General features: G+C 39.5%; 25 protein-coding genes and 3 tRNA genes. All 28 read left to right on the plus strand.

Annotated elements, in window-relative coordinates; genetic code table 11:
• The 28 genes from VCHSUH04_RS03235 to VCHSUH04_RS03370 all read left to right on the plus strand — a co-directional run bounded on the left by VCHSUH04_RS03235 (position 1) and on the right by VCHSUH04_RS03370 (position 24,954).
• Positions 1-1,047 carry a methionine ABC transporter ATP-binding protein gene (locus VCHSUH04_RS03235; protein ID WP_105085328.1) on the plus strand — a complete coding sequence of 349 codons (1,047 nt, stop codon included), beginning with the start codon at positions 1-3 and terminating at the stop codon, positions 1,045-1,047.
• A complete protein-coding gene (locus VCHSUH04_RS03240; RefSeq protein ID WP_105085329.1) occupies positions 1,028-1,681 on the plus strand; it encodes a methionine ABC transporter permease in 654 nt (217 codons plus the stop codon). The genes VCHSUH04_RS03235 and VCHSUH04_RS03240 overlap by 20 nt, the downstream gene beginning before the upstream one ends.
• A gap of 9 nt (positions 1,682-1,690) precedes the next feature.
• Positions 1,691-1,987 carry a YerC/YecD family TrpR-related protein gene (locus VCHSUH04_RS03245; RefSeq protein WP_004693609.1) on the plus strand — a complete coding sequence of 99 codons (297 nt, stop codon included), beginning with the start codon at positions 1,691-1,693 and terminating at the stop codon, positions 1,985-1,987.
• 65 nt (positions 1,988-2,052) lie between these two features.
• Positions 2,053-2,847, plus strand: a complete 795-nt coding sequence (locus VCHSUH04_RS03250; RefSeq protein WP_105085330.1) for a TSUP family transporter — start codon at positions 2,053-2,055, stop codon at positions 2,845-2,847.
• Between the two features lie 11 nt (positions 2,848-2,858).
• Positions 2,859-3,626, plus strand: a complete 768-nt coding sequence (locus tag VCHSUH04_RS03255; protein ID WP_105085331.1) for an SDR family NAD(P)-dependent oxidoreductase — start codon at positions 2,859-2,861, stop codon at positions 3,624-3,626.
• A gap of 138 nt (positions 3,627-3,764) precedes the next feature.
• Complete coding sequence (locus VCHSUH04_RS03260; protein ID WP_105085332.1) at positions 3,765-4,616, plus strand: hypothetical protein; 852 nt, start codon at positions 3,765-3,767, stop codon at positions 4,614-4,616.
• A 19-nt stretch (positions 4,617-4,635) separates the two neighbouring features.
• Complete coding sequence (locus VCHSUH04_RS03265; RefSeq protein WP_060924113.1) at positions 4,636-4,980, plus strand: YkvA family protein; 345 nt, start codon at positions 4,636-4,638, stop codon at positions 4,978-4,980.
• Between the two features lie 118 nt (positions 4,981-5,098).
• Complete coding sequence (locus VCHSUH04_RS03270; protein WP_105085333.1) at positions 5,099-5,518, plus strand: thioesterase family protein; 420 nt, start codon at positions 5,099-5,101, stop codon at positions 5,516-5,518.
• The gene (murI, locus tag VCHSUH04_RS03275; protein WP_105085334.1) at positions 5,511-6,314 is read left to right on the plus strand and encodes a glutamate racemase; all 804 of its coding nucleotides are present in this window, start codon (positions 5,511-5,513) and stop codon (positions 6,312-6,314) included. Before VCHSUH04_RS03270 ends, murI begins: the two co-directional genes overlap by 8 nt.
• Before the next feature lie 12 nt (positions 6,315-6,326).
• A complete protein-coding gene (locus VCHSUH04_RS03280; RefSeq protein ID WP_105085335.1) occupies positions 6,327-6,866 on the plus strand; it encodes a hypothetical protein in 540 nt (179 codons plus the stop codon).
• A gap of 12 nt (positions 6,867-6,878) precedes the next feature.
• Positions 6,879-7,529: a coenzyme F420-0:L-glutamate ligase gene (locus VCHSUH04_RS03285; protein ID WP_005387981.1), complete on the plus strand. Its 651-nt coding sequence runs from the start codon at positions 6,879-6,881 to the stop codon at positions 7,527-7,529.
• A gap of 64 nt (positions 7,530-7,593) precedes the next feature.
• Entirely contained in the window at positions 7,594-9,303 is a 1,710-nt protein-coding gene (locus VCHSUH04_RS03290) for a hydantoinase/oxoprolinase family protein (RefSeq protein WP_105085336.1), read from the plus strand.
• A complete protein-coding gene (locus VCHSUH04_RS03295) occupies positions 9,293-10,711 on the plus strand; it encodes a histone deacetylase (protein WP_105085337.1) in 1,419 nt (472 codons plus the stop codon). The genes VCHSUH04_RS03290 and VCHSUH04_RS03295 overlap by 11 nt, the downstream gene beginning before the upstream one ends.
• Before the next feature lie 104 nt (positions 10,712-10,815).
• Complete coding sequence (gene rph / locus VCHSUH04_RS03300; RefSeq protein WP_105085338.1) at positions 10,816-11,571, plus strand: ribonuclease PH; 756 nt, start codon at positions 10,816-10,818, stop codon at positions 11,569-11,571.
• Position 11,572: 1 nt separating this feature from the next.
• Positions 11,573-12,148: an XTP/dITP diphosphatase gene (locus VCHSUH04_RS03305; protein ID WP_105085339.1), complete on the plus strand. Its 576-nt coding sequence runs from the start codon at positions 11,573-11,575 to the stop codon at positions 12,146-12,148.
• A 66-nt stretch (positions 12,149-12,214) separates the two neighbouring features.
• Positions 12,215-12,712: a metallophosphoesterase gene (locus VCHSUH04_RS03310; protein ID WP_105085340.1), complete on the plus strand. Its 498-nt coding sequence runs from the start codon at positions 12,215-12,217 to the stop codon at positions 12,710-12,712.
• Between the two features lie 86 nt (positions 12,713-12,798).
• Entirely contained in the window at positions 12,799-13,581 is a 783-nt protein-coding gene (gene speD / locus VCHSUH04_RS03315) for an adenosylmethionine decarboxylase (RefSeq protein ID WP_105085341.1), read from the plus strand.
• 267 nt (positions 13,582-13,848) lie between these two features.
• The gene (locus VCHSUH04_RS03320) at positions 13,849-15,054 is read left to right on the plus strand and encodes an NADP-dependent malic enzyme (protein ID WP_105085342.1); all 1,206 of its coding nucleotides are present in this window, start codon (positions 13,849-13,851) and stop codon (positions 15,052-15,054) included.
• Between the two features lie 277 nt (positions 15,055-15,331).
• Positions 15,332-15,408 (plus strand) — tRNA-Pro (locus tag VCHSUH04_RS03325).
• Positions 15,409-15,417: 9 nt separating this feature from the next.
• A tRNA-Gly gene (locus VCHSUH04_RS03330) sits at positions 15,418-15,491 on the plus strand.
• Positions 15,492-15,601: 110 nt separating this feature from the next.
• Positions 15,602-15,678 (plus strand) — tRNA-Arg (locus VCHSUH04_RS03335).
• 143 nt (positions 15,679-15,821) lie between these two features.
• Complete coding sequence (locus VCHSUH04_RS03340; protein ID WP_105085343.1) at positions 15,822-16,979, plus strand: type I restriction enzyme HsdR N-terminal domain-containing protein; 1,158 nt, start codon at positions 15,822-15,824, stop codon at positions 16,977-16,979.
• Positions 16,980-17,036: 57 nt separating this feature from the next.
• Entirely contained in the window at positions 17,037-18,236 is a 1,200-nt protein-coding gene (locus VCHSUH04_RS03345) for a type I restriction enzyme HsdR N-terminal domain-containing protein (protein ID WP_105085344.1), read from the plus strand.
• A gap of 303 nt (positions 18,237-18,539) precedes the next feature.
• The gene (locus VCHSUH04_RS03350) at positions 18,540-20,744 is read left to right on the plus strand and encodes an ATP-dependent Clp protease ATP-binding subunit (RefSeq protein WP_105085345.1); all 2,205 of its coding nucleotides are present in this window, start codon (positions 18,540-18,542) and stop codon (positions 20,742-20,744) included.
• Positions 20,745-21,015: 271 nt separating this feature from the next.
• Positions 21,016-21,786, plus strand: a complete 771-nt coding sequence (locus tag VCHSUH04_RS03355) for a LamB/YcsF family protein (protein WP_105085346.1) — start codon at positions 21,016-21,018, stop codon at positions 21,784-21,786.
• Positions 21,787-21,918: 132 nt separating this feature from the next.
• Positions 21,919-23,115: an NRAMP family divalent metal transporter gene (locus VCHSUH04_RS03360; protein ID WP_105085347.1), complete on the plus strand. Its 1,197-nt coding sequence runs from the start codon at positions 21,919-21,921 to the stop codon at positions 23,113-23,115.
• Between the two features lie 74 nt (positions 23,116-23,189).
• Positions 23,190-23,930, plus strand: a complete 741-nt coding sequence (gene pxpB, locus VCHSUH04_RS03365) for a 5-oxoprolinase subunit PxpB (RefSeq protein WP_105085348.1) — start codon at positions 23,190-23,192, stop codon at positions 23,928-23,930.
• Positions 23,911-24,954 carry a biotin-dependent carboxyltransferase family protein gene (locus tag VCHSUH04_RS03370; protein WP_369819984.1) on the plus strand — a complete coding sequence of 348 codons (1,044 nt, stop codon included), beginning with the start codon at positions 23,911-23,913 and terminating at the stop codon, positions 24,952-24,954. Before pxpB ends, VCHSUH04_RS03370 begins: the two co-directional genes overlap by 20 nt.
• The last annotated feature ends 289 nt before the right edge of the window (positions 24,955-25,243 follow it).

Here is a 25,243-nt window from a genome sequence, read left to right on the forward strand (position 1 = left end):
TTGATTCAATTAAAACACATTAGTAAAGTCTATGAAGGTGCTACTCGTGTGGAAGCTTTAAAAGATATTAACCTTGATATTAAAGAAGGTGAAATCTTTGGTATTATCGGTCAATCTGGGGCCGGTAAATCCACATTGATTCGATGCATCAACATGCTTGAAGCTCCTACATCTGGCTCTGTTATCGTCAATGGTACAGATTTAACAACACTTAGCAAATCCGATTTGCGTAAAGCACGCAAAGACATTGGTATGATTTTCCAACATTTTAACCTTTTGTCTTCTCGTACAGTGTATGACAATGTGGCATTCCCGTTGGAATTACAAGGCTTGAGCAAATCTGAAATCAAGGATCGCATTACGCCAATTCTTGATATCGTAGGTCTTACTGAGCGTATGAACAACTATCCATCTCAACTATCGGGTGGTCAAAAACAACGTGTTGGTATCGCTCGTGCCTTAGCCTCTAATCCAAAGGTTCTTCTTTGTGATGAAGCTACATCTGCGCTTGATCCGCAAACAACAGAATCCATTTTGAAATTGTTGAAAGATATCAACGAAAAAATGGGCCTTACTATCGTTCTCATCACTCATGAAATGCACGTAATCCGTGAAATTTGTGATCGTGTTGCGGTTATCGAAGGTGGTGTAATACTCGAGGAAGGTAGTACTGTTGAAGTATTTACACATCCTCGTGAAAATACTACAAAAGAATTCATTAGTTCTGTAGTAAGTGAGAACTTACCGCCAGAAGCGTTAGAGCATTTAGAATTACATGACCAATGGATTGCTGGTACAGCTCCATTAGTACGCCTTAAATTTACAGGCCAAGCTACTGATGAACCTGTAGTAGCAGGCCTTGTACGACGCTTTAACCTCGATGTAAGTATCCTCTTTGGTGGCATCGACTATATCCAAAATACATGCGTTGGTCGCCTTATCGTTATCTTGAATGGTGACCCTGAAAATGCTCAAGAGGGTCTAGATTACATCAAAACATTACCAATTGAAAGCGAGGTGATCGGTTATGTCAGAGCAAATCATTAATCTTCTCATAACTGGTACCCTTGATACATTGCAAATGACCATTATCTCTACGGTCATGGCTATGTTATTTGGTATTCCTCTCGGTGTTATTTTGGTAGTAACCTCTAAGGGTCATATTTTAGAAAATGTAGCGCTTAATAAGGTGCTAGGTGCTATCGTCAATGCAACACGTTCCATACCATTTATCATTTTGATGGTAGCTATCATTCCATTCACTCGTATGGTGGCAGGCACATCTATTGGTACAACTGCAGCTTGTGTACCTTTAACAATCGCTGCAATACCATTCTTAGCGCGTCTTGTAGAAACATCTATTAAAGATATTAACTTTGGTGTTATTGAGGCGGCTCAATCTATGGGTGCAAGCCCACTCCAAATCATTTGGAAAGTATTATTACCTGAAGCATTGCCTACGATTATCGATAATGTAACGGTTCTTATCGTTAACCTCATCAGTTACTCTGCAATGGCTGGTGCTATCGGTGGCGGTGGCCTTGGTGATATTGCTATCCGCTATGGTTACCAACGTTTCCAAGCTGATGTTATGATTGCTACCATCATCATCTTGATTGTTTTGGTACAAGTTGTACAAATGATTGGTGATGCTTGGTCTAAAGCGATGAATAAGAAGTAGGAGGATCCTATGAGCATCAATGAAAAATTGAGAAGTCAACAAAACGATGAGTTATTCACCGCTATATTAACGCTTGAAAATACAGAGGAGTGCTATGCATTCTTTGAAGATATCTGTACGATTAATGAATTGAAGGCTTTGTCTCAACGCTTACAAGTAGCAAAAATGCTACGCGCCGGTGATAGCTACGAAAAAATTGTAGAAGAAACAGGTGCGAGCACGGCTACTATTAGTCGTGTCAAACGATGCTTAGTCTATGGTGCTGATGGATACACATTAGCTTTAGATCGTCTAGGTGCAAAATAAAATAAACTAGCATGACAACGGTGGCCTTTTGGCGACCGTTGATGTGCTATCTGTAGGAGGTTTATATGGAGTGGCTTATTGAGGTAACAGGTTTACCATTTGATATCCTAATTCTCGTTTTGCTCGCTGTAGCAGGTGCTTTTGCCGGCTTTGTAGACTCCATTGTGGGTGGTGGGGGCCTAATCTCTGTTCCTGCTATGCTATTAACCAACCTTCCGCCGAGTATGGCCTTGGGCAGTAACAAATTATCCAGTATTTTTGGTGCTGGCAGTGCATCTATTACGTTTTTGCGAAATCATATGGTTGATTTTTCTCTAGTTCGTAAATTACTACCCTTTACATTTATAGGATCCATGCTTGGTACCTTAGCAGTTGTATCATTGCCACCCTTGTATGTAAAGCCAATTATTATCGTCCTACTCGTTTGTGTCACACTTTTTGTGGTATTTAAAAAGGATTGGGGCGAAATAAATCGTACCTCAGCAGTAGCGGGTAAAGCTCTATATATTTGCATGGCTTTCGCTCTTGGTATTGGTGTCTATGATGGTTTTATTGGACCTGGTACAGGTACATTTTTGATTATGGGCTTTATCTTTACTGGCTTTGATTTTCTGCATGCATCTGCAAATGCAAAAATATTGAATTTTACTAGTAATTTAGCATCATTAATTGTTTTTTTGTATCTAGGTCACGTCAATATTAAGTACGGTCTAGCTACAGGTGTTGGACAAATTATAGGTGCTTATTTAGGTTCTCATTTAGCTATTGCTAAAGGATCGTCGTTGGTACGTGTTGTATTCTTGTCGGTAACGACAGTTATGTTGTTGAAATTAGTCTATGACTATGTTTCCACATTATAGGAGGGCAAGGTATGCCTCATAAAAGTGATGTACAAGTGGCATTGATTAGTGGTGGCACATCGGGCATCGGATTTGCTACGGCAAAATTGCTTCTTAAGGAAGGCTGGTGTGTCGTCATCAATGGTCGTGATGAAAAGTCAGGACAAAAAGCTAAGATGAAATTGCGCCGCCATTCTTCAAGGGTACAGTATGTACAAGGAGATGTATCGAAGATTGAAGATTGTCAGCGTATTGTAAAAGAAACCGTTAAATTATTCGGCGGTGTTTCTGCTCTCGTAACAGCGGCTGGCTATTATGAGGAAGAGCTTCTAGCAGACGTGACAGAGGCGGCTTTTGATGAAATGTTTGGTACCAATGTGAAAGGTACGGTTTTCTTGTGCCAAGCGGCATTGCCCTATTTGCGCGCTACAAAGGGCAGTATCGTAACGGTAGCTAGTGATGCAGGATTACAAGGCAATGTGGCTTGCTCTGTATACGGTGCTTCAAAAGGTGCGGTAGTGAGTTTTACGAAATCACTATCCCTTGAAATGGCACCACATAATGTGCGCGTTAACTGTGTTTGTCCTGGTGATGTGGATACCTCTTTAGTAGATAAACAAATTGCAAATGCTCAGCAAGATGCAGAGGCTGCCAAGGCTGAAATGGGACAACATTACCCATTGGGTCGCATTGGTCAACCTCATGAAATTGGAGAGGTTATTGTATTTTTATTGAGCAATAAAGCTTCCTTTGTAACGGGGGCAGCATGGACTATCGATGGTGGTCTCACTAGTTGGTAATATAGAAAATCTTAGATAATATTTTGCTTTTTTAAATCTTAGGAGAATTGTAAAAATTCATTCCCCTTATATCAATAGAATGGTATAATAATACTAATAATATGACCTATAGTTGGTTCACAACAAAGGAGAATACTTATGGCAGAATATAATGGCGTAACACTTGAGCCACTTATGGATGGTTCTCAAGATCGTGACTATCAAGTTGAACAATTTATTTTCTGGGGTGCAAGTCGTGCAGCGGCATTGGCATTGTCCCCTAAATTCAGCAGTGTTGCTTTGTGCGCCAATGCAACGTATATGGTAACTCGCATTGCACATCTTTATGAAGTAGAATTGCAGTCTGGTGCCGTAGTGGGGCTAGTTGGTGGTCTTAGCACAGCTGTAGGTACAGCGGCTATTTCTCTTCTTATTCCTCTAAAAGCAGTTCGCGTTCCTGTAGCAGTTGGTTTAACATATGCTATCGGTAAAATTGCTCACATTTGGATCCAAGATGGTATGCCTTCTGATATCGAACGTTATAAACCAATGGTTGCTGAATTCCTTGAAAGCGGTAAAGCTATAGCAGGTGATATCATCCGTGATGCAAGCGCTAGCATTCCTTTCACACAAGGTCAACGCGACGTTTGGGCTGGTATTGCTAATGAAACAGGTCTTGCTAAAGAAACGTTGAAACAAGTTTACGAAGAAAAAGTAACACCTGCTATCGATAAATGGAATACAGAAACAAAATATCAAATCCATGATAATGCAGCAGAAGTTGTGGCGAAAGTAACCGATGCGGCAAAAGAGAAAATTGATGTTGCTAAAGAAAATATTGATGTAGCTAAAGAATTAGCTAAAGGTGGTGTAGAAGTAGCTAAAGCTTCTGCACAAGCTGCAGTAGAAACTGCAAAAACTAAAGCTAATGATGCTGTTGAAACAGCAAAAGATGTTGCTACAAACACTGTTAATACAGCAAAAGATAAAATTGGTGGTTTGCGCAAATAGGCGCTAAAGGATTAGGAAGATGAATCCATTAAAAATTATTACATATGGTAAGTATTTTAACGAATCTAAATTCGCCGCTTTTTTAGGACGATATGGTAAGAAGCTTGCCTTTGTACAACGAGCAGTGACCTTGTTCCTTTGTATGCGTGACAAGGACACTCCAAAATATGTAAAAGCAGTCATTGCTGGTGCCTTAGGGTATCTCGTATTACCTATTGATATTGTACCGGATACAATTCCTGTATTAGGTTGGATAGATGATGTAGCAGTGCTTGGACTTGCCTTCAAGGTTGCCAATCGTTACATTAAAACTCGTCATCAAGAAGAGGCAAAAAAATACTTCCCATTTGGTGGCAGTAACTAGCTTTTAACCATTAAGGCAGTTTGATCCGTTGCGATTGAACTGCCTTTATTTATTTGACACGCTAAAGTAATAGATATACAATGAAGGTTGTATTCTATGAAAAAAGAAGGATAAATATATGCATATTGCTTCAGTAAATGTACGCTTTTACGAAACCGATATGATGGGTATTGCGCACCATAGTAATCATTTTAGATGGTTTGAAATGGCACGCATTGAATTCCTTCGTCAAATCGGTGTAACCCTGTGGGATATGATGAATGAGGATATTGTATTTCCCATTATGAACGTATCTTGCAATTATAAAGAACCAGCAAATTTTGATGATGAGCTTCATATTGAAACGTATCTAGTTAAGATGACACGTGCACAGATGGTATTTCGTTATCGTATGCGCCGTGCCAGTGATGGTGCTCTCCTAGCTACGGGAGAGACTAAGAATGCATTTATGTCAAAATCAACAGGTAAAATTGTGCGATTAGACGATACTTTTTATCAGCCTATGTTAGCAGCTGTTGAGGAGATGCCTAATGAGTAATGTACAACAATTGCCTATCGGCGTGTTTGACTCCGGTGTAGGCGGGCTATCTGTTTTAAAGGTCTTACAAGAACAATTCCCTAACGAAGACTTCATCTATATTGGTGATAATGCGAATAACCCTGTAGGGAATCGTAGTGATAATGAAATTACTTATTTAGCTTGTCATATTGCAGAGGCTCTTGAAAAACAGCCTGTAAAATTGATGGTTATTGCTTGTAATACGTTTACTGTTGTAGCCCTTGATGCGGTACGTGAACGGGTGTCTGTACCCGTTATTGGCGTATCACAAGGCGTAAAAACAGCGATTAGTGAAAGCAAAAGCAAGACAATTGGTATCATGGCGACGGCAGCAACTGTGAATAGTCATATTCATAAACATGTAGCCCTTGAAGTTGATCATGAAGTGCTTGTTTGGGAACAACCTTGTCCTGAATTGGCAGGCCTCATTGAGCAAGGTCATTTAGATGACAATTTTGTACGCGATGTATGTACTGAATATCTAGAGCCTTTATTGTCCCGAGAAATTGAGGTTGTAGTTTTGGGCTGTACTCATTTCCCATTTGTACAACCTTTGCTAGAGGAACTAACGTCAGGGCGCATTCAATTCATTGACCCTGCTTTTGAAACGAGTGAACTTGTTCGCCGTAGATTAGAGGGTAAAGACTTATTTAACCCTCAAAAAACGGCGGGGACTGTGTCATTGTATTTTACAAAGGATATTGAGCTTGGTGATACGCTGAGTGCCTCTTTCCTTGATACAAGTCGTCGCAGCATTGAACATATTACATTATAAAGGAGATGCCCTATGTGGTTTTATAACATCCTAAGTGTAGTAATAGCTATTATTGTAGCTATTGCAGCTTTGTATTTATTATTCCGTTTGTTCGTATTGAAACAAGGTAATGAAAAGGTTATTTTATTGCCAAAACGTGCAACAAACTTTCAAGTATCTGACCGTAATTTTGAATCTATTACCTTGTTCTGTGATATTCCATTTGTGAACAAAGGACGTCAACTTGGTACAATTATGGACTTATTCCCACGTCCATTGTTGCCAGAGGAACATTTTGATGCTGTGAAAGTAGATGCATGGGCTATGGACATTAATCGTCCTCGTCATGATGGCTATTTTGAAGCTGTTATTATTAAACCTCGTAAAGGCGGTACTATTCGTGTATTCGTTACCTTAACAGGTAAAAATGGCAATATTCGTGAAGATATTAAGGGCTTCCCTTATATGGACATCGATATTTACTACCAAATCGTAGGTCGTACAGATTATCATATCGATAAACAACGTATTCGTTTGACTGCTGAAGAAGTTCAAGCAGCATTGGTTCAATAAGGAGGCATAACAATGGCAGAATTAGAGTTAGTATGTGTGCCAACACGTATTCTTACAGATAATGATGACATCGTGGATGCTATCGTTGAATTTGGCGGTCATAATATTGGACCTGAAGATATCGTATGTGTAGCTGAATCTGTAGTAGCTATTACACAAGGTCGTTTTACACGTCCTGAAGAGCTAAATGTTTGTTGGCAAGCGCGTTTAATCAATCGTTTTATCCATCCAGATGGATCTATGGCGTCCATTTATGGCATGCAATCCGCTATGAATCTAGATGGTAAATGGAAAGTATTGGGTGCCTTCATTTTAGGCGCTATTGCTAAGATTTTCCGCAAACCAGGTGTATTCTATGCAATTGCTCGTGCAGCATCTTTAACAGATGATGTAACTGGTACAATGCCTCCATTTGACAAGCACATCGTATTTGGTCCAAAGGATCCAGATAAAGTAGCTGAGAAAATCGTATCTCGCACAGGCTGTTATGGCGCTGTTGTAGCTGACGTTAATGACTTGAAACGTTCCGCTGTGTTAGGTACAAGCCGTGGTATTGATGGTAATAAAATTGCACAATTGTTGATTGACAATCCATTTGGTAATGATAGCCAAATGACTCCGATTGTTATCATTAAAAATTACGCATCTGTATCTGGTAAATAACAGAAGGCTGTACTCATCACATAGAGATGGGTACAGCCTTTTTTTATACTAATTAGGAGGTCGTATGTTACTAGGTTTAGACGTAGGTGGTACTTTTACAGATGCAGTCATCATCGATGGCCATCGTGTAGTAGCATCTGCTAAAAGACGGACTACCAAAGATAATTTAATGCAAGGCATAGGCGAGGCCCTTGATGCAATTCTCCAACATTGTGATACTACAAATATTGATCAAGTTACGTTGTCTACTACTGTGGTAACAAATACCATCGTGGAAGAGAAAGAACAAGTGGTAGACCTGTTTGTAGTAACGGGACCTGGCCGAAATGTGGACGATATATTCCCTGTAAATCCTATCTATCTTCAAGGTTATACTGATCATAGAGGTATTGTGGTGGAACGTACACCTACAAATGCAGTTCGAGATATAGCTGAAATGGTACAATCTCGCAGTGGCACAGATTTGGCTGCTGTATCTGCTAAATTTGGGGTACGGAATCCTCAAGAAGAATCATCTATAACAGAAGCATTGAAAGATAGATATAATACTATCTCTAATGGTAGCTTATTAAGCGGCTCTTTGAATTTTCCACGTCGCACTATTAGCGCATATTTTAATAGTGCTGTAACACCGGTATTTACAGTATTTAAGAAGAATGTAGAAGATGCGTTAAGCGTGCGAAACATTAAGGCTCCACTTCATATATTAAAGGCCGATGGAGGTTCTTTGCCTATGGAACATATGGTAAGTCGACCTGTAGAAACTGCTTTTACAGGACCTGCAGCAACCGTACTGGGTTTATCTGCTCTTGGAGCTATTGGGAATGAACATACAGTTGCTTTAGATATTGGAGGTACCACTACAGATATTTCTTTGTGGAAACAAGGCAGACCGTTGATGACGAAGAATGGCGTATCCATTCGTGAATATCCAAGTGCAGTGAGATCCTTTGCGGTTACCTCCGTCGGCATCGGTGGTGAATCTGTCGTTCGCATTGTAGATGGTGAAATTACTGTCGGACCTGAACGGGTGGGCCCATCGGTAGCATTAGGTGGGACAGAACCTACACTAGGGGATACTCTCATCGTACTAGGGTATGCGAGCTATGGTGAGGTTGAATTAGCTGAACGAGCTATGGAGGTGTTGGCTAGTAGACTAATTGCTAGTACAAACGGAGATACAGCTCAGAATCAACAACAATTAGGGGAGAATGTAACTGCTTCTGACGTTGCTCAATTAATCGTAAATAAGGCGTTACAAATAATTCAGCATGGCATAGATGAGGTGGTAAGGGCAGAAAACAAACGACCTATCTATGTAGTAGCGGATATTGTGAACCCCGATGTATTTGTACCGGCTCAAATCGTGGTAGTAGGTGGAACGGCACCAAGCCTTGGACCTAGCATAGGTAAATATATGGATTTACCGATTACCATACCAGAAAATGCGGCGGTGGCTAATGCTATCGGAGCAGCATTAGCACTATCGACCATTGAACTCACTGTTCATGTCGATACAAAACGACGCTTACTCGTTATTCCTGAACTAGGGATTAAACAACAAACCTGTACCTTAAAACGAGCTGAACAAGTAGTAGAGCGCGCAAAAGAGGCTCTTATTGAAGAGTCATTACGCTTGGGCCTAGATAAAACGCAAGAGGTCGAGGTTATTAGTATTGAAGACTTCCCTGTTGTTGAGGGTTGGCAATCGATGGAACGTCTAATTACGGTGAAAGTACAACTAGAAGCGGGGGTGAAATACTATGTGGAATAAGGGTCTATCCTATCGTGAGCGTCATGGCATTATAAATATGGATATTAAACAGGATGAGGCTATGAGCTCTGCTACTAATAAAGCTAACTATCATCACAGTTTAGGTCTAGTATTTTTCCCTGCTTTTGACTGGAAAATTTCAGAAACTCACCCTGAACGACAGGAGCGTTTGCTTTATACGCGAGATCAAATCGTAGAGGAAGGTTTATTAGATATACCAAATATTAGGGAATATAATCCTATTGTAGCTGATTGGGATACGATAGAGCGTGTTCATGTAGGGGCACCTGACTTAGAGTCTTGGGTAACGGAAGCACATCGTGTATCTGCAGGTGGTGCTATTGTGGCTGCTGATGCGGTTATGCGCGGAGAGGTAGACCGTGCCTTTGCCCTCGTTAGACCTCCAGGACATCATGCGATGGCTATGGTTCATGGTATTCGTGGGTTCTGTACCATAAATATTGAAGCTGTTATGATTCAACATATGCGTCAAACCTATGGTATAAAACGGGTTGCTGTAGTGGATACAGATGTGCACCATGGCGATGGATCTCAAGATGTGTTCTACCACGATCCCGATACTCTATATATTAGTTTCCATCAAGATGGACGCACGCTATATCCAGGCACTGGCTTTATGGATGAGTTTGGCGGTCCTCAAGCTATTGGTGGCAATATAGATATTCCATTGCCCCCAGGAACTGGTGACGAAGGGTTGATGAAGGTTATGCGCGAATTAGTATTACCTATATTAGAGGAGTTTAATCCGGATATCGTCATCAATTCAGCGGGGCAAGATAATCACTTTAGCGATCCTTTGGCGAATATGCAAGTTACCGCAAAAGGCTATGCCGAGCTTGTAGATTTATTGCAAGCAGATATAGCTGTATTAGAAGGTGGTTACTCTGTACAGGAAGCGTTGCCTTATGTAAATACAGGTATCATATTATCTATGGCAGGCCTTGATTACAGCAAGGTCGTAGAACCTGCCTTTGATCCTGTTAAATATAAGCAAAGTCAAAATGTAACTACCTATATAGATGACCTCATTGCTAAATGGAAGGTGCAATGGGCTAATCGCCATAAGATGGCCGAAGAGGAACGCACCGGTGTGGGAGATATATGGTCGAACCGTTACAATGTGTACTATGATGAAACAGGTGTACAAGAGGAACGGCTTGAAAAGGTGCGTATGTACGAAGATAAAGTTGGATGGCATAGCGTACTTTCACATGGTCAATATGGACCCTATGGGCCACAAAGTGTTTATGCCATGTTCATTCCTTGGCAAGCTGATGAGGGAACTCGTCAAGATGCCATTACAGAGGCCAAACGGGCTAAAGCAGAAGGCGGTGCAAGTCGTTATGTTGTGGTGGATCCACTTGGCGATGGACAATACATAATCTGATTCGTAGTGATAAAAAATAGTTAAATTGTGATATAATAGGAAAAGATAACGCCCCTTTGTGTAAGGGGCGTTCTAATGTTTAGATTTAGAATGGTGAGGTTCCTATGCGCAGCGATAATAGAACAGCAGGTCAATTGCGACCTATTAAAATAACACGGAATTTTACAGAGTATGCAGAAGGTTCTGTACTCATTGAGTGCGGCAAGACTAAGGTTATCTGTACAGCTACTGTGGAGGATTCTGTGCCGCGTTGGCTCAAAGGTTCCGGCCGAGGTTGGGTAACAGCAGAATACTCCTTGTTGCCACGTTCTACGCAAACTCGCGTAAGCCGTGAAGCTGCAAAGGGTAAACAAACGGGCCGCACTGTAGAAATTCAACGCCTTATCGGTCGTGCATTACGCGCTGTTGTAGACCTTGAAGCGCTTGGTGAACGTTCTATTACGATTGACTGCGATGTAATCCAAGCCGATGGTGGCACGCGTACAGCCTCTATTACAGGTGCTTTTGTGGCCCTCGTTGATGCGGTGGACTTCACCTTTGGTGGGGCCGGTAAATTCCCGATTACTGACTTCTGCGCAGCTATTTCCGTAGGGATTGGCCCAGAAGGTCCTATTACGGATCTTTGCTACGAAGAAGATAGTGCGGCTATCGTTGATATGAATGTGGTACGCACAGGCTCTGGCAATATGGTTGAGGTACAAGGTACAGGCGAACATGGTACGTTCAATCGTGATGAGCTTAATGCATTACTCGATTTAGCAGAGGATGCTACAGATGAGCTTATGGCTAAACAACGGGAAGTACTTGGTACGACAGCAGATAAGGTAGGTAAAGTATATCCTACAGCTCCGGAGGTGTAAGATGGAACAAATCGTATTAGCTACAGGCAATAAAGGGAAAATTCGTGAATTTTCTGAGGCTTTTTCCCATTTATCTATCGACTGTGTACCGGTAAAAGAGGTCATCACCATTGAGGAACCTGAGGAAACAGGTACAACCTTTATGGAAAATGCGCTTTTAAAGGCGCGCTACTACGCGAAGGCTTCCAATCGTCCATGCCTTGCGGACGACTCTGGCATCACCGTAGATGCTCTTAATGGGGCGCCAGGCGTATATTCTGCTCGTTATGCCGGTCATCATGGTGATGATAACGCTAACAATGAAAAACTAATTCACGAGTTACAAGGAAAAACTGATCGTACAGCTCATTATGTATGCGCCTTAGCACTCGTATATCCTGATGGCCGTGAAGTGACAGCTGAAGGCTATTGTGATGGACTTGTTCAAGATGAGCCAAAAGGGGACAATGGTTTTGGCTATGATCCATACTTCTATGTACCTGAATTTGAAAAGACAATGGCAGAACTTAGCATTGAAGAAAAGGAAACCATCAGCCATCGTGGCCGTGCTTTACGCAAATTAATTAACAAGCTTTAATATTTTCGAACTATATGGTATAGTTCATATAAATATGTAATATAATAGTATTAGAGAACTTATAAAATGAAACGAATTGGTATTTTAAGTGATACCCATGGGTATCTAGATGATATAGATCTTGTCTTGGAGGCTACAGCAGACCAAGAAATTGATATGTGGCTTCATGCTGGTGATTATGGCGATGATGCACGCTATATGCAGGAACATACTGATATTCCTGTATATGCAGTACGCGGTAATAATGACCGTGTACAGCCTCTTGAACCGCGAGAACAGTTGATTCCTCTAGAGGATACCTATATTTACATGACTCATGGTCATGAGGTATCATATTATAATCGAATACAAAAACTGATTGAGTTAGGCACTGATATGGGGGCGCGACTCATCGTGTCCGGTCATAGTCATCATCATGGTGAGGTTCGAGTTCGTGATGCGGTATTTGTGAATCCCGGCAGTATATCGTTGGCTCGTGACCGCTCAGGCGGTACATTTGCTATCGTTACCTACGATAATGGACAGTTTGATGTAGAGTTTGTGTATAAACAAGATATTGTTTAGTTATATGGTGAAAGCTTTGACCTCAATGGTTCGAAAAGCTTTCAAAAAAATAGTAAGTCTATGCATGGAAAGGGTTATGACATATCATGGATACACCAGTTAAAGCAAAGCCTAAAATGAAATTATATGGTTTTAATAATCTCACAAAGACATTGAGTTTTAATATTTATGATATTTGTTATACTCGTACGGAAGAAGAGAAAAAACAATACATTCAGTACATTGATGAAGTATACAATGCAGATCGTTTAACAGCTATTTTGACGGAAGTTAGCCGTATTATCGGTGCTAACATCCTCAACATAGCGAAACAAGACTACGACCCTCAAGGTGCGTCTGTTACGATTTTGATTTCTGAAGAGGAAATTGAAAAGGAAGATGTAGTCATGCATCTTGATAAATCTCACCTTACTGTACATACTTACCCTGAAAGCCATCCGCACAAAGGGATTAGTACGTTCCGTGCAGATATTGAAGTGTCCACATGTGGTCAGATTTCTCCTCTTAAAGCACTTAACTATTTGATTCAAAGCTTTGATTCCGATATCCTTACACTGGACTACCATGTACGCGGCTTTACACGCGACGTATCTGGCAAGAAAATTTATATCGATCATCGCATCAACTCTATCCAAAACTACATCAATGCAAAAACTCGCAACATGTACAACATGATTGATGTGAACGTATATCAAGAAAATATTTTCCACACAAAAATGATGTTAAAAGAATTTGATTTAGATAACTATCTCTTTGGTATTACTGAAGCGGAATTGAGCGAACGAGAAATCAAGCAAATTAAACATCAATTAAAACAAGAAATGATGGAAATTTTCTATGGCCGTAATTTGCCATCTGTAAAAGCGTAAATAAAATACATATGTTATAGATATGTTAAAACATATCGCATAATACGAATAAAACATAAAGTAGATAAGCCTTGTCTGGCTTATCTACTTTTTCTTTATTTATCATTTTTTTTACTAATATAAATTAATAGAATTTAATTCTAAAACCTTCGAAAGACTATATCGAAAAAACTTGAATTATCATATATCATTTTGTATAATAAAATTAGTAAAGGTATTAATTACCGACTCAAAAGAGTCCGAGTTTATCCACAAAGGAGAATTGTTATGGATGTACGTGAATTAGCTGTACAAAAAAAACGTGAATTAAAAGGTTTCCTTACTGTAGGAACAAAATATGAATTAAAAGACGCTCATGATTTATCTGTAGCTTACACACCAGGTGTAGCAGAACCATGCTTGCGTATTAAAGATAATGAAGCAGAATCCTTCGAATTAACATGCCGTTCCAACATGGTTGCCGTTGTATCTGACGGTACTCGTGTACTTGGTCTTGGCGATATCGGCGCTGCAGCAGCATTGCCAGTAATGGAAGGTAAATCCTTATTGTTCAAAAAATTCGGCGATGTAGACTGCATTCCATTGGTTGTAGATACTAAAGATGCTGATACATTGATCAACACTGTAAAATTATTGCAAAAGAACTTTGCTGGTATTAACTTGGAAGATATCTCTTCTCCTAAATGTTATGAAATCGAAAACCGTTTGAAAGAAGAATTGGAAATCCCTGTATTCCATGATGACCAACACGGTACAGCTATCGCTTGTTTAGCTGGTGTAAAAGGCGCTCTTCGCCTTGTAAAAAAAGATTTAGCAACTGCTAAAATCGTTGTAAATGGTGCTGGTGCTGCTGGTGCAAACATCGCTCGTTTGTTATACCTTGCAGGCGCTCGAGACATTACATTGTTAGTGTCCTCCGGCGTATTGCACAAAGACTATAAACGTCTTGATTCCTTACAAGCTGAATTGATCGACTTGCTTAAACTTGAAGAAAAACATGGCAACTTGGCTGAAAATGCTAAAGGTGCTGACATTCTTCTTGGCGTATCTGCTGCAGGTGCTTTCACAAAAGAAATCTTGGAAAACTTGGCTGATGATGCAATTGTATTCGCTATGGCTAACCCTAACCCAGAAGCAACCTATGCTGATATGAAAGCTGCTGGTATCCGCGTTGCTGGTACAGGCCGTTCTGACGCTCCTAACCAAATCAACAACGTAGCAGTATTCCCAGGCGTATTCCGCGGCGCTATCGATGTTCGTGCATCTAAAATTACTGATGAAATGAAATTGGCTGCTGCTGACGCATTGGCTAACTTGATTCCGGACAGCGAATTGAACGAAGAAAACATTATGCCATCCGTATTCGATCCTCGTGTAGCTCCAGCAGTTGCAAAAGCAGTTGCTGAAGTTGCTGTAAAACAAGGTATTGCAAGAAATCCACAAGTAGTAGAAGACGGCAGCTACGAAGGTTAATCTAATTGCTATGAGCTTAATGCTTAATAGCCTCTTAAAACCTAAGTAAGATAATATAAACAATACAAACATGCACCTCGAAAGGGGTGCATGTTTTTGAATATGAACTAATAAAATTTAAAAAATTAATGAAGTTGTAAAAAAGTACTTGTCACTAATTTGTATCGATGATATAATAATTTTCGTTGCAGAGCGATACTCAATAGAGTAAAAACTCAGCAAGAGTAGTGGTTGACATCAACTACCAGGTTTGCTATAATTAGCAAGTAATTAATGACGGGGCATAGCGCAGTTTGGTAGCGCACCTGGCTTGGGACCAGGGGGTCGCAGGTTCGAATCCTGCTGCTCCGACCATTTTTTTTTGCGGGTGTAGCTCAATGGTAGAGCCCCAGCCTTCCAAGCTGGTCGCGAGGGTTCGATTCCCTTCACCCGCTCCATTTTTTTTTGCCTTTTTTAGGGTAAACTAAAATAAAATAGAGCACAGTTGACGATACATACTACATAATTTATACTATAATAGATAATTACATATATAGGTAATCCACATGGTTCAGTAGCTCAGTTGGATAGAGCAACGGCCTTCTAAGCCGTGGGTCGGGGGTTCGAATCCCTCCTGGATCACCAAAGAAATAAGCGGATAGCTCGTGATGAGCTATCCGCTTTTTTACTATATACATTGGTCTAAAAGACAGTAAAATTTATATGTGTTATAATAGTAAAAATGAAAAATAGATGAAAAGTGTTGCGGACGTGTTAGGGGACGTATTGTGATAAATATAAAGAAGATTTTTAAAGATATAAAGTTGCAAAAATATAAATCTGGAGGAAGGGCTTATGCTGATCCTGTACGCAATATTTTTGTTCAGTGTACACCAGAGGAGGAAGTAAGACAGAAAACAATTCTGTTTTTACAACGAGATTTGGGTGTGCCTATTGAAAGAATTAGTGTTGAAGAATCTATGGCTCATGTGAAAAGAGGAAAACGGGGAAGAGCGGATATAGTTGTTTATAGGGATGATAAGAAAAAAGATGCACTTTTAGTAATTGAATGTAAGGCCTCTGAGGTGGATGTATCTTGTTATATAGTACGTGAGCAGGCTGAAGGGTATCTTAAAATTCTTGATGCTGATTATTATATGTTGATTAATGGGCATCAGATTATAATGTATAAATATAATTCTGGACTTGCTATAGAAATTGAAGGTATTCCTTCTTATAGGGAACTTTTAAATGATAAAGTAGAGTATGCTCAAGCATTGCCGATAAAAGCATATAGTTATCATGATATTTTATCAAAGGACCTTCAACGTGCATTTCAAAAAGAAAATTATTTAGGTGATTCTACACCTCATGATATAAAATTATTTGCACTTAATTTCTTAAATTTAATTTTATTAAAAACTGCTATTAATCATGATGATTTAATTGGGATAGGTGTGTCAGAGGATTTTGGTGTAAAAAGAACTAGGTTTGGAAATAGTGCTGGTTATAACTATCAGGAGTTGACACGTTTGTTTATCGCTAAAGACAATAAGAATAAAGACTTAATTTGGGGTCTTAGTATGATTGGTTATTATAATACTCAGTTAAATGTATCGATAACAAATAAGAAAAATAGACATCACTCTTTACAATTAGATCTGGATAAATTTTGTGAGTATAATCCAGTTACCAATATGGTAACTGTTACACATAATGGAGCATTATCATTTGGTAGAGGTGGATCTATGAAACGTCAAGTTGTTATAGATTATGTAAAGGATAAAGCACCAGATTTAATTAGAGAGAATAAAGTATATCTTGGTTGCATAGATAATTCTAGGTTGTTGGAGTGGGAGCATTCGGACGTGCAAAACTTTATAAAAAACTTACTTCGATATGGAATACTTCGTGATGAAGTACGTACAAAATATAAAAGGAAGTAATATCTATAAGGCTTTAATTGTTAAGACTGGACTAATAACGTTAGGAGATAATCTATTATGAAGTATATAGAAGAGATTTTTGATAAGATAGAACTTGAAAAATTTCAACGAGATGGAGATTGTATATATGATCCTATACGTTGTTTTTTGTTAGCTGCGACACCGGAGGAGTGTGTTCGTCAAAAAACAATTGTATTCTTGCAACAGGAATTAGGGATACCTGTTAATCGGATTTTTGTAGAAGAGTCAATGGCGCATACTAAAAAGGGCGCCCGTGGAAGAGCAGATATTGTTATCTATCGTGATGACGAGTGTACAGATGTACTAATGATTATAGAATGTAAGGCTGCTCATATTAACATACTTGGTGATGAGGTCTTTAAGCAAGCTTCGGGATATAGAGAGATACTTAACGCTGAGTATATTATGCTGGTTAATGGTATAGAGGCCATTATATATTATTATAATGATGGAGCATATCATGAAGTTAAGGATATTCCTTTATTAGAGGAGCTTTTAAGGAAAGAAATTTCTTTTGTCGAGCCGGAACCCTTTGAGGCATTTAGATATGAAGAGCTTATGTCAGACGAGTTTCAAGAGGCATTTGCAGAGAATTGTGATATTAGTGAATATACGCCTCAATATATAAAAGGCTTTGCTCTTAATTTGATCAATCTAATTATTTATAAAGAGATTAAAAATAGTAAGTTTTTGGAAAAATTAGGTGTATCCGACGATTGCCGTGTAAGTATGCCACATTTTGGTAATAGTGGCGGTGGTAATTATCAAGTTTGGTCTCATATGTTTATTGCAAAAGATTATCTCAATAGAGACCAAGTTCTAGGTATTAGTATATGTGCTACGGCACATACAGAGAATGATCCGCATTGGGGGAACCGTACTGGTACTACTCAATTAAATGTATCTATAACCAATAAAGAATCAAGACATCATTCTCTTCAATTAAATTTAGATAGGTGCTGTCGATATAATCCGCTTACTAATATAGTAGATATTACACATAACGGTTCTTTAACAAGAGGTAAAGGTGGAGCGGCTAAAAGAGCTGATGTTATTGCATATATTAAGGACCGTGCGCCTGAGCTTGTTCATGGTGATGAAATATATCTTGGTCGTCTAAATAATTCTCGTTTGCTAGAGTGGAATGACTCTAATGTACAATCTTTCATAAGGAATTTGTTACGTTATGCTGTACTTCGTGATGGATTTAGAGCAGAATATAAGAAATCAAAGTAATATTGTTAATAAAAGACCATTCGTCGAATGGTCTTTTTGTTTTTATATAATCAAATCAAAAGTGTAAATTTAATTATCTCTCACAAACACAGTATTTATCTATGTTCTTACCATATAAATCTAATTAGTCAAAATAAAAGTCAAAAAAAGTCAAAAATTTTATCTTTGACCTATTGACTTTTTGACTTAATCAGATTATTATAATGTCATAAGGTTGAAGAAACCTAGAAATAAAGCAAGAAATTAAACAGACTTAAAAAGTCAAACTGATATACTTGTAGTCAAAAAAGTGAGGTAATTAATATGAACAACAATTTCAATAACTTTGGTAGCGATTTCGGTAGCATGAATGATTTGTTCAATCAATTGATGGGTAACATGGGTGGTTATTCCACAGAAAATCGTCGTTATAAAATTAATGGTCGTGAAGTGACTCCGGAAGAGTTTGCTTTCTATCGTCAAACTGGTCGTTTGCCTTCTAATGAAGAAATGCAAGCTGCTCAAGCTGCACAACAAGGTAAAATGAAACAAGATGGTATCCTTGCTAAGTTAGGTACAAACTTAACTCAACAAGCTCGTGATGGTAAACTCGATCCTGTTATTGGCCGTAATAAAGAAATCCAAGAAACAGCAGAAATCTTAGCACGTCGTACTAAAAACAATCCTGTACTCGTAGGTGATGCTGGTGTTGGTAAAACAGCTGTAGTAGAAGGCTTGGCACAAGCTATCGTCAATGGCGATGTTCCTGCAGCTATTAAAAATAAAGAAATTATTTCCATCGATATTTCCGGTTTGGAAGCTGGTACTCAATACCGTGGTTCCTTCGAAGAAAATATCCAAAACCTTATCAAAGAGGTTAAGGCTGCTGGTAATATCATCTTGTTCTTCGACGAAATCCATCAAATCTTGGGCGCTGGTTCCACAGGTGATGGTCAAGGTTCTAAAGGTTTAGCAGATATCTTGAAACCTGCTTTGTCCCGTGGTGAAATGACTGTTATTGGTGCTACAACACAAGATGAATACCGTAACACAATCATGAAAAACGCAGCTCTTGCTCGTCGTTTCAATGAAGTTAAGGTAAATGCACCATCTCCAGAAGATACTTTCAAAATTTTACAAGGCATTCGTCCATTGTATGAAGCGCATCATAATATCGAATTGCCAGATGCCGTGTTGAAAGCAGCTGTAGATTATTCCGTACAATACATTCCTCAACGTAGCTTACCAGATAAAGCTATCGACTTGATCGATGTAACAGCAGCTCACTTGGCTTCCCAACATCCTGTAACTGATATCAAAACATTAGAAGCAGATATTGCAGAAGCTAAGGCAAAACAAGAAGAGTTTGCTCAAAAAGAAGATTACGAATCCGCTATTAATGAAAAAATGCGTATTCAAAAATTACAAGAAGAAATCGACAACCACACTGAAAACCAAAAGGTTGTGGCTCAAGTCAATGACGTAGCGGAAGCGGTTGAAAGAATGACTGGTATTCCTGTATCTCAAATGGGTGCATCCGATATTGAACGCTTGAAAGACATGAAATCTCGTTTACAAGCTCATGTAATTGGTCAAGATAAAGCAGTAGAAGCTGTATCCAAAGCTATTCGTCGTAACCGTGCAGGCTTTGACGAAGGTAACCGTCCGATCGGTAGCTTCTTATTCGTAGGTCCTACTGGTGTTGGTAAAACAGAATTGGCTAAACAATTAGCACTTGATATGTTTGGTAACAAAGATGCAATCATTCGCTTGGATATGTCCGAATACAGTGATCGCACAGCCGTTTCTAAATTGATTGGTGCTACAGCTGGTTATGTTGGTTACGAAGATAACTCCAACACATTGACTGAACGCGTTCGTCGTAATCCTTACTCCATCGTATTGTTCGACGAAATCGAAAAAGCAGACCCTCAAGTTATTACATTACTTCTTCAAGTATTGGATGATGGCCGCTTAACAGATGGTCAAGGTAACACAGTAAACTTCAAAAATACAGTTATCATTGCTACATCTAACGCAGGCTTTGGTTATGGTCAAAATAATGACGATGAAAACAAAGTTGATGTAATGGAACGTATTGCTCCATTCTTCCGTCCAGAATTCTTGAACCGTTTCAATGCAGTAATTGAGTTCAACCAATTAAGCAAAGACGACTTGAAGAAAATCGTAGACTTGATGCTTGATCAAGTCAACAAAACTTTGGCTAAAAAAGACATCACTCTTGATGTAACTGATGCAGCTAAAGAATTATTGATGGAACAAGGTTATGATAAAACTATGGGCGCTCGTCCATTACGTCGTGTTATCGAATCTGAAATCCGCGATAATGTAACTGACTTCTACTTGGATCACATCGATGCAAAACACTTGCTTGCTGATGTTGTAGATGGTCATATTGTAATTAGCGACAAAGATGCTGCTAATACATCTGATGATAAATCTGCAGATGATAAAGCTGCAGACGACAGCAAACAAGCTGATGATGCTGCATCCAAGGATAATAAATAATCGATAGGCTATCGACACTAACTAATGAATCCCTTACAACTCTCTCCATATACAAACTAATGATAGACCTATTGATACTGAGAGCACCCCACATAATGTGGGGTGCTTTTTTGTGTCTTAATATGCATTTTAACATGTGTATTAATAAAGAAATTTTGTATACATGATAAAAATCATTGCTAATATATCGATTTATTTAGTATAATCATATCTATAAATTCAATATTCTATAGAATTTAAAAAAGAGATGAAGAAAGGGAGGAGATTATTGATGTCACATTATGTAGATCTAAATAGTGATTTAGGTGAAAGTTTTGGCAACTACACATTAGGCATGGATAGTGAAGTGTTAAATCACGTCACGAGTGCTAATGTTGCCTGTGGATGGCATGCTGGGGATCCTCTCATTATGGATGCTACAGTTCGCATGTGCAAGGAAAAGGGCGTAGCCGTAGGGGCTCATCCTGGGTATCCTGATTTAATGGGCTTTGGCCGTCGAGCATTGGCAGTAAATCCAGCAGAGGCAAAAGCGTATATGATATATCAAGTTGGTGCATTGCAAGCCTTCTGTGATAGCTATGGCGTTACATTGCAACATATGAAATTACACGGTGCTTTTTATAACACCGCATGTGTAACTCCTGCATTGGCAGATGCTGTATTAGATGGCTTACAAGCGGTAAACCCTAATATTGCAGCTATGGTGTTGAGCGGTAGCTATATTGCAAAAGAAGCAGAGCGTCGAGGCATTCCTGTAATTCAGGAGGTATTTGCTGATCGTGGTTATACTGATGAAGGTACATTGGTACCTCGTACAGAACCTGGCGCTTTCATAAAAGACCCTCAAGAGGCTCTTGAACGAGTTCTTATGATGGTTACAGAAGGCAAGGTTGTAACAAATACAGGAAATACTATTGATATTGTAGCTGATTCTGTATGCGTCCATGGCGATAACCCAGAAGCGATAGCTTTCACAAATTACATCCGTGAAGGCCTTACAAAAGCGGGTGTTACAGTGGCTAATTTTCAAAACCGTAAATAGTAAAACGGCCATTATAAAATAAGCAATACATAGCAAATACGTAATAAATAGTGAATATGTAGTAAATAGTAAATATGTAGTAAATAGTAAGTACATAATAGATCGTTAATAAATTATTGTGTGGAGGTTTTTATGAAACCAATTTCAGGTAAAGCAAGTTTATCTGTCCTCTTGGGGGCAGCTTTCTTGATGGCCACGTCCTCTATTGGGCCGGGCTTTATGTTACAAACGGCGGCATTTACGAATGATTTAAAAGCAGACTTTGCGTTTGCCATCATTGTATCTGTTATTTTTTCAATTATTGCACAGCTTAATGTGTGGACCATCATTGGCATATCTAAAATGCGCGGTCAAGATATTGCGAATAAAGTATTGCCAGGACTTGGCTACTTCGTAGCATTCTTGATTTCTCTTGGGGGCCTTGCGTTCAATATCGGCAACATTGGGGGCGCATCTATGGGCCTAAATATTGTATTTGGTATTGATACAACGACTGCGGCGGCTATCAGTGGTATCCTTGGTATTCTATTGTTCGCCTCTCCAAAAATGGGTGGTGTACTAGACAACACTGCTAAAATTCTTGGTACGGTAATGCTTGTATTAATTGGTTATGTAGCGTTTTCTACAAACCCTCCAGTGGCTGAAGCGGCTACTCATGCGGTGGCACCAACGCATTATCCATGGCTTGCTACTATTACCCTTATCGGTGGTACCGTAGGTGGTTACATTACATTCTCTGGCGGTCACCGACTCATTGACGCGGGCATTACTGGTCAAGAACATTTGAAAGATGTACGTCGTGCAGCCTTCATGGGTATGTCCGTAGATGCAGTGGTTCGTATCTTGTTATTCTTAGCCGTTCTTGGTGTTGTGTCCATGGGCTTTGCGTTAGATCCTAAAGATCCAGCTGGCTCTGCATTCCTTCTTGGTGCTGGTGAAATTGGCCATAAATTGTTCGGTATCGTGTTCTTCTGTGCAGCCTTAACATCTGTAGTAGGTGCAGCATACACATCCGTGTCCTTCTTAAAAACATTGTTTAAAGTAGTAGAAAGAAATGAAAAATTGACTATTATGACATTCATCTTCGTTTCTACATGTATTTTGATCTTCATTGGTAAACCAGCATCCTTGTTGATTTTGGCTGGCTCCGTAAACGGTTTGATCTTGCCGATTACATTGGCAGTAATGCTCTTTGCTACTCATAAATCTGAAATCGTAGGCGACTATAAACATAATAAACTGTTATACTATACAGGATGGATTGTAGTACTTGTAACAGCTTACATCGGCGTTACATCCTTACAAGGCATTGCTAAATTACTTGGTTAATTTGATAATTATGAAAGTACCATTATTTTCGTTTGAAGGTAATGGTTCTTTCTGGTTTTAGGAAGGAGATACCTATGAAACCTATAATTTCACCTGTAGGGGATTGCGCTATCTCTATTGATTTTGGTCAAGTCATCGATCCAAAGATTAATCGACATATTCGTCAAACGATAGAGCGAATTCAAGAGCTGAATCTAGAGGGCATTATTGAATTAGTACCTACCTATTGTGCATTGCTTTTGCAATATGATGCTATGTTATACTCCTATGCAGAATTGTGTAACATCATTGAGCCTACATTGGAGCAGACTGTAACAGATAATGCTAATGAACTTGTTACCGTCGTTGAAATTCCTACCGTGTACGGTGGAGAGTTTGGTCCAGACCTTGGTTTTGTAGCCTCTCATAATAATCTAACTGAAGATGAGGTTGTAGCCATTCATAGTGGTACTGATTACTTGGTATATATGCTTGGCTTTATTCCTGGTTTTACCTATTTGGGCGGCATGGATCCACGCATTGCAACACCTCGTTTGTCCTCACCAAGAACATTGATACCTGCAGGTTCTGTAGGCATTGCGGGAGCTCAGACTGGCACGTATCCATCCGACTCTCCAGGGGGATGGCAAATCATTGGCCGTACACCGGTAACCATGTATGACATGTCTAAGAAACAAGCGGCGCTATTGAGTGCTGGCGACTATGTGCGCTATGTGCCGATAGATGAAGCGGAATATAATCGTATTAAAGCATTGGGGGCGGACTATGCGCCATCCATGTATGAAGTAGAGGTAGGTGAGTTGCGTGGCTATTAATGAGTTTAATAAATTATCTATCTACGTAAATGCACCTGGCATGTACACTACCATTCAAGATAAAGGTCGCGTTGGGTTCCAACAATATGGTATGCCTGTAGCAGGTCCTATGGATAGTGAAAGCTATCTGTTGGGGCAAGCACTGGTAGGTAATGTAGAAACGGCAGGTGCCTTAGAATGCACATTATTGCCGCCTACACTCACCGTGAACAGCACATGTATCGTTGCTTTCACCGGGGCCGACATGGAACCAACCATCAATAGTGTACGAGTACCAAGATATATTCCATTTGTATGTCACGACGGCGATGTCATTTCCGGTGGTTTTAGTCAATGTGGCGTGCGCATGTACATTTCTTTTTCTGGTGGTATCGACGTGCCAAGCATCAACGGCAGTGTATCGACCCATACAAAGGCGAAAATTGGGGGCCTTGAGGGGCGACCATTACAAAAGGGAGATGAACTTGACATCAAAGCGTTCACCAGAGATGAAGTGCATGTCTGCGATTACCGTGGTGAAGGGCATACTCTATTCAATACCGCCTTATATAACCGTGGGGGCCGTGAATGTCATGAACCGTTACGCGTTGTATTAGGTGATCAGGCAAAATATTTCACCGAGAAGGGTATCAAGACCTTTAGTGATAACATCTATACACTGACTGTAGAATGTGACCGCATGGGCTTCCGCTTAGATGGTCCTGAAATCGAACACGTAGACGGTGCAGATATTATTTCTGACGGTGCCGTATTTGGCTCTATCCAAGTGCCATCGAATGGACATCCCATTGTCCTCATGGCAGATCGCCAAACAACAGGGGGCTATACAAAAATAGGCACTATCATTACCGCAGACCTACCTCGGCTTAGCCAACTACCGGTAGGGGATGGGATTAACTTTAATATCGTGTCTATTGATGAAGCGCAAGATATATACCGAGCGTATATGGAACGATTACGTAAGCGTATCGAATTAGCACATGAACAAAGTGCTTATGTATTTAAATTAAATAATGTCATATAAAAAATAACGTCTAAAGAGATTACTCTTTAGACGTTATTTTGGTTTTGGGCTGCCAATTTATCTTAATTTGAATGGAAAAGTAATTTATAAAAATTTAATGAAATATAGTATTGCAAAGCTAGTATACCTCTAAGAATACAGCTATATAAAGTATTGTGGTCGTAATTTTAGTGATTTATCAATTATATTTATATAGGAAAAGTTAAATTGTGAGTTTAAATTCATCTTCTCTTCTAAATTATGGTATAAAATCACCCCAATTATTAGGTTTTATTTTATAAGGGGTTTA

The organism is Veillonella sp. T14073-2 (genome assembly GCF_002959875.1).
GTDB lineage: Bacteria > Bacillota > Negativicutes > Veillonellales > Veillonellaceae > Veillonella > Veillonella infantium.

Excerpts from the sequence above, each read along its gene's own strand:
- VCHSUH04_RS03240 (WP_105085329.1), top strand. The coding sequence starts at position 1,028 with ATGTCAGAGCAAATCATTAATCTTCTCATAACTGGTACCCTTGATACA.
- VCHSUH04_RS03245 (WP_004693609.1), top strand. The coding sequence starts at position 1,691 with ATGAGCATCAATGAAAAATTGAGAAGTCAACAAAACGATGAGTTATTC.
- VCHSUH04_RS03250 (WP_105085330.1), top strand. The coding sequence starts at position 2,053 with ATGGAGTGGCTTATTGAGGTAACAGGTTTACCATTTGATATCCTAATT.
- VCHSUH04_RS03255 (WP_105085331.1), top strand. The coding sequence starts at position 2,859 with ATGCCTCATAAAAGTGATGTACAAGTGGCATTGATTAGTGGTGGCACA.
- VCHSUH04_RS03260 (WP_105085332.1), top strand. The coding sequence starts at position 3,765 with ATGGCAGAATATAATGGCGTAACACTTGAGCCACTTATGGATGGTTCT.
- VCHSUH04_RS03265 (WP_060924113.1), top strand. The coding sequence starts at position 4,636 with ATGAATCCATTAAAAATTATTACATATGGTAAGTATTTTAACGAATCT.
- VCHSUH04_RS03270 (WP_105085333.1), top strand. The coding sequence starts at position 5,099 with ATGCATATTGCTTCAGTAAATGTACGCTTTTACGAAACCGATATGATG.
- murI (WP_105085334.1), top strand. The coding sequence starts at position 5,511 with ATGAGTAATGTACAACAATTGCCTATCGGCGTGTTTGACTCCGGTGTA.
- VCHSUH04_RS03280 (WP_105085335.1), top strand. The coding sequence starts at position 6,327 with ATGTGGTTTTATAACATCCTAAGTGTAGTAATAGCTATTATTGTAGCT.
- VCHSUH04_RS03285 (WP_005387981.1), top strand. The coding sequence starts at position 6,879 with ATGGCAGAATTAGAGTTAGTATGTGTGCCAACACGTATTCTTACAGAT.
- VCHSUH04_RS03290 (WP_105085336.1), top strand. The coding sequence starts at position 7,594 with ATGTTACTAGGTTTAGACGTAGGTGGTACTTTTACAGATGCAGTCATC.
- VCHSUH04_RS03295 (WP_105085337.1), top strand. The coding sequence starts at position 9,293 with ATGTGGAATAAGGGTCTATCCTATCGTGAGCGTCATGGCATTATAAAT.
- rph (WP_105085338.1), top strand. The coding sequence starts at position 10,816 with ATGCGCAGCGATAATAGAACAGCAGGTCAATTGCGACCTATTAAAATA.
- VCHSUH04_RS03305 (WP_105085339.1), top strand. The coding sequence starts at position 11,573 with ATGGAACAAATCGTATTAGCTACAGGCAATAAAGGGAAAATTCGTGAA.
- VCHSUH04_RS03310 (WP_105085340.1), top strand. The coding sequence starts at position 12,215 with ATGAAACGAATTGGTATTTTAAGTGATACCCATGGGTATCTAGATGAT.
- speD (WP_105085341.1), top strand. The coding sequence starts at position 12,799 with ATGGATACACCAGTTAAAGCAAAGCCTAAAATGAAATTATATGGTTTT.
- VCHSUH04_RS03320 (WP_105085342.1), top strand. The coding sequence starts at position 13,849 with ATGGATGTACGTGAATTAGCTGTACAAAAAAAACGTGAATTAAAAGGT.
- VCHSUH04_RS03345 (WP_105085344.1), top strand. The coding sequence starts at position 17,037 with ATGAAGTATATAGAAGAGATTTTTGATAAGATAGAACTTGAAAAATTT.
- VCHSUH04_RS03350 (WP_105085345.1), top strand. The coding sequence starts at position 18,540 with ATGAACAACAATTTCAATAACTTTGGTAGCGATTTCGGTAGCATGAAT.
- VCHSUH04_RS03355 (WP_105085346.1), top strand. The coding sequence starts at position 21,016 with ATGTCACATTATGTAGATCTAAATAGTGATTTAGGTGAAAGTTTTGGC.
- VCHSUH04_RS03360 (WP_105085347.1), top strand. The coding sequence starts at position 21,919 with ATGAAACCAATTTCAGGTAAAGCAAGTTTATCTGTCCTCTTGGGGGCA.
- pxpB (WP_105085348.1), top strand. The coding sequence starts at position 23,190 with ATGAAACCTATAATTTCACCTGTAGGGGATTGCGCTATCTCTATTGAT.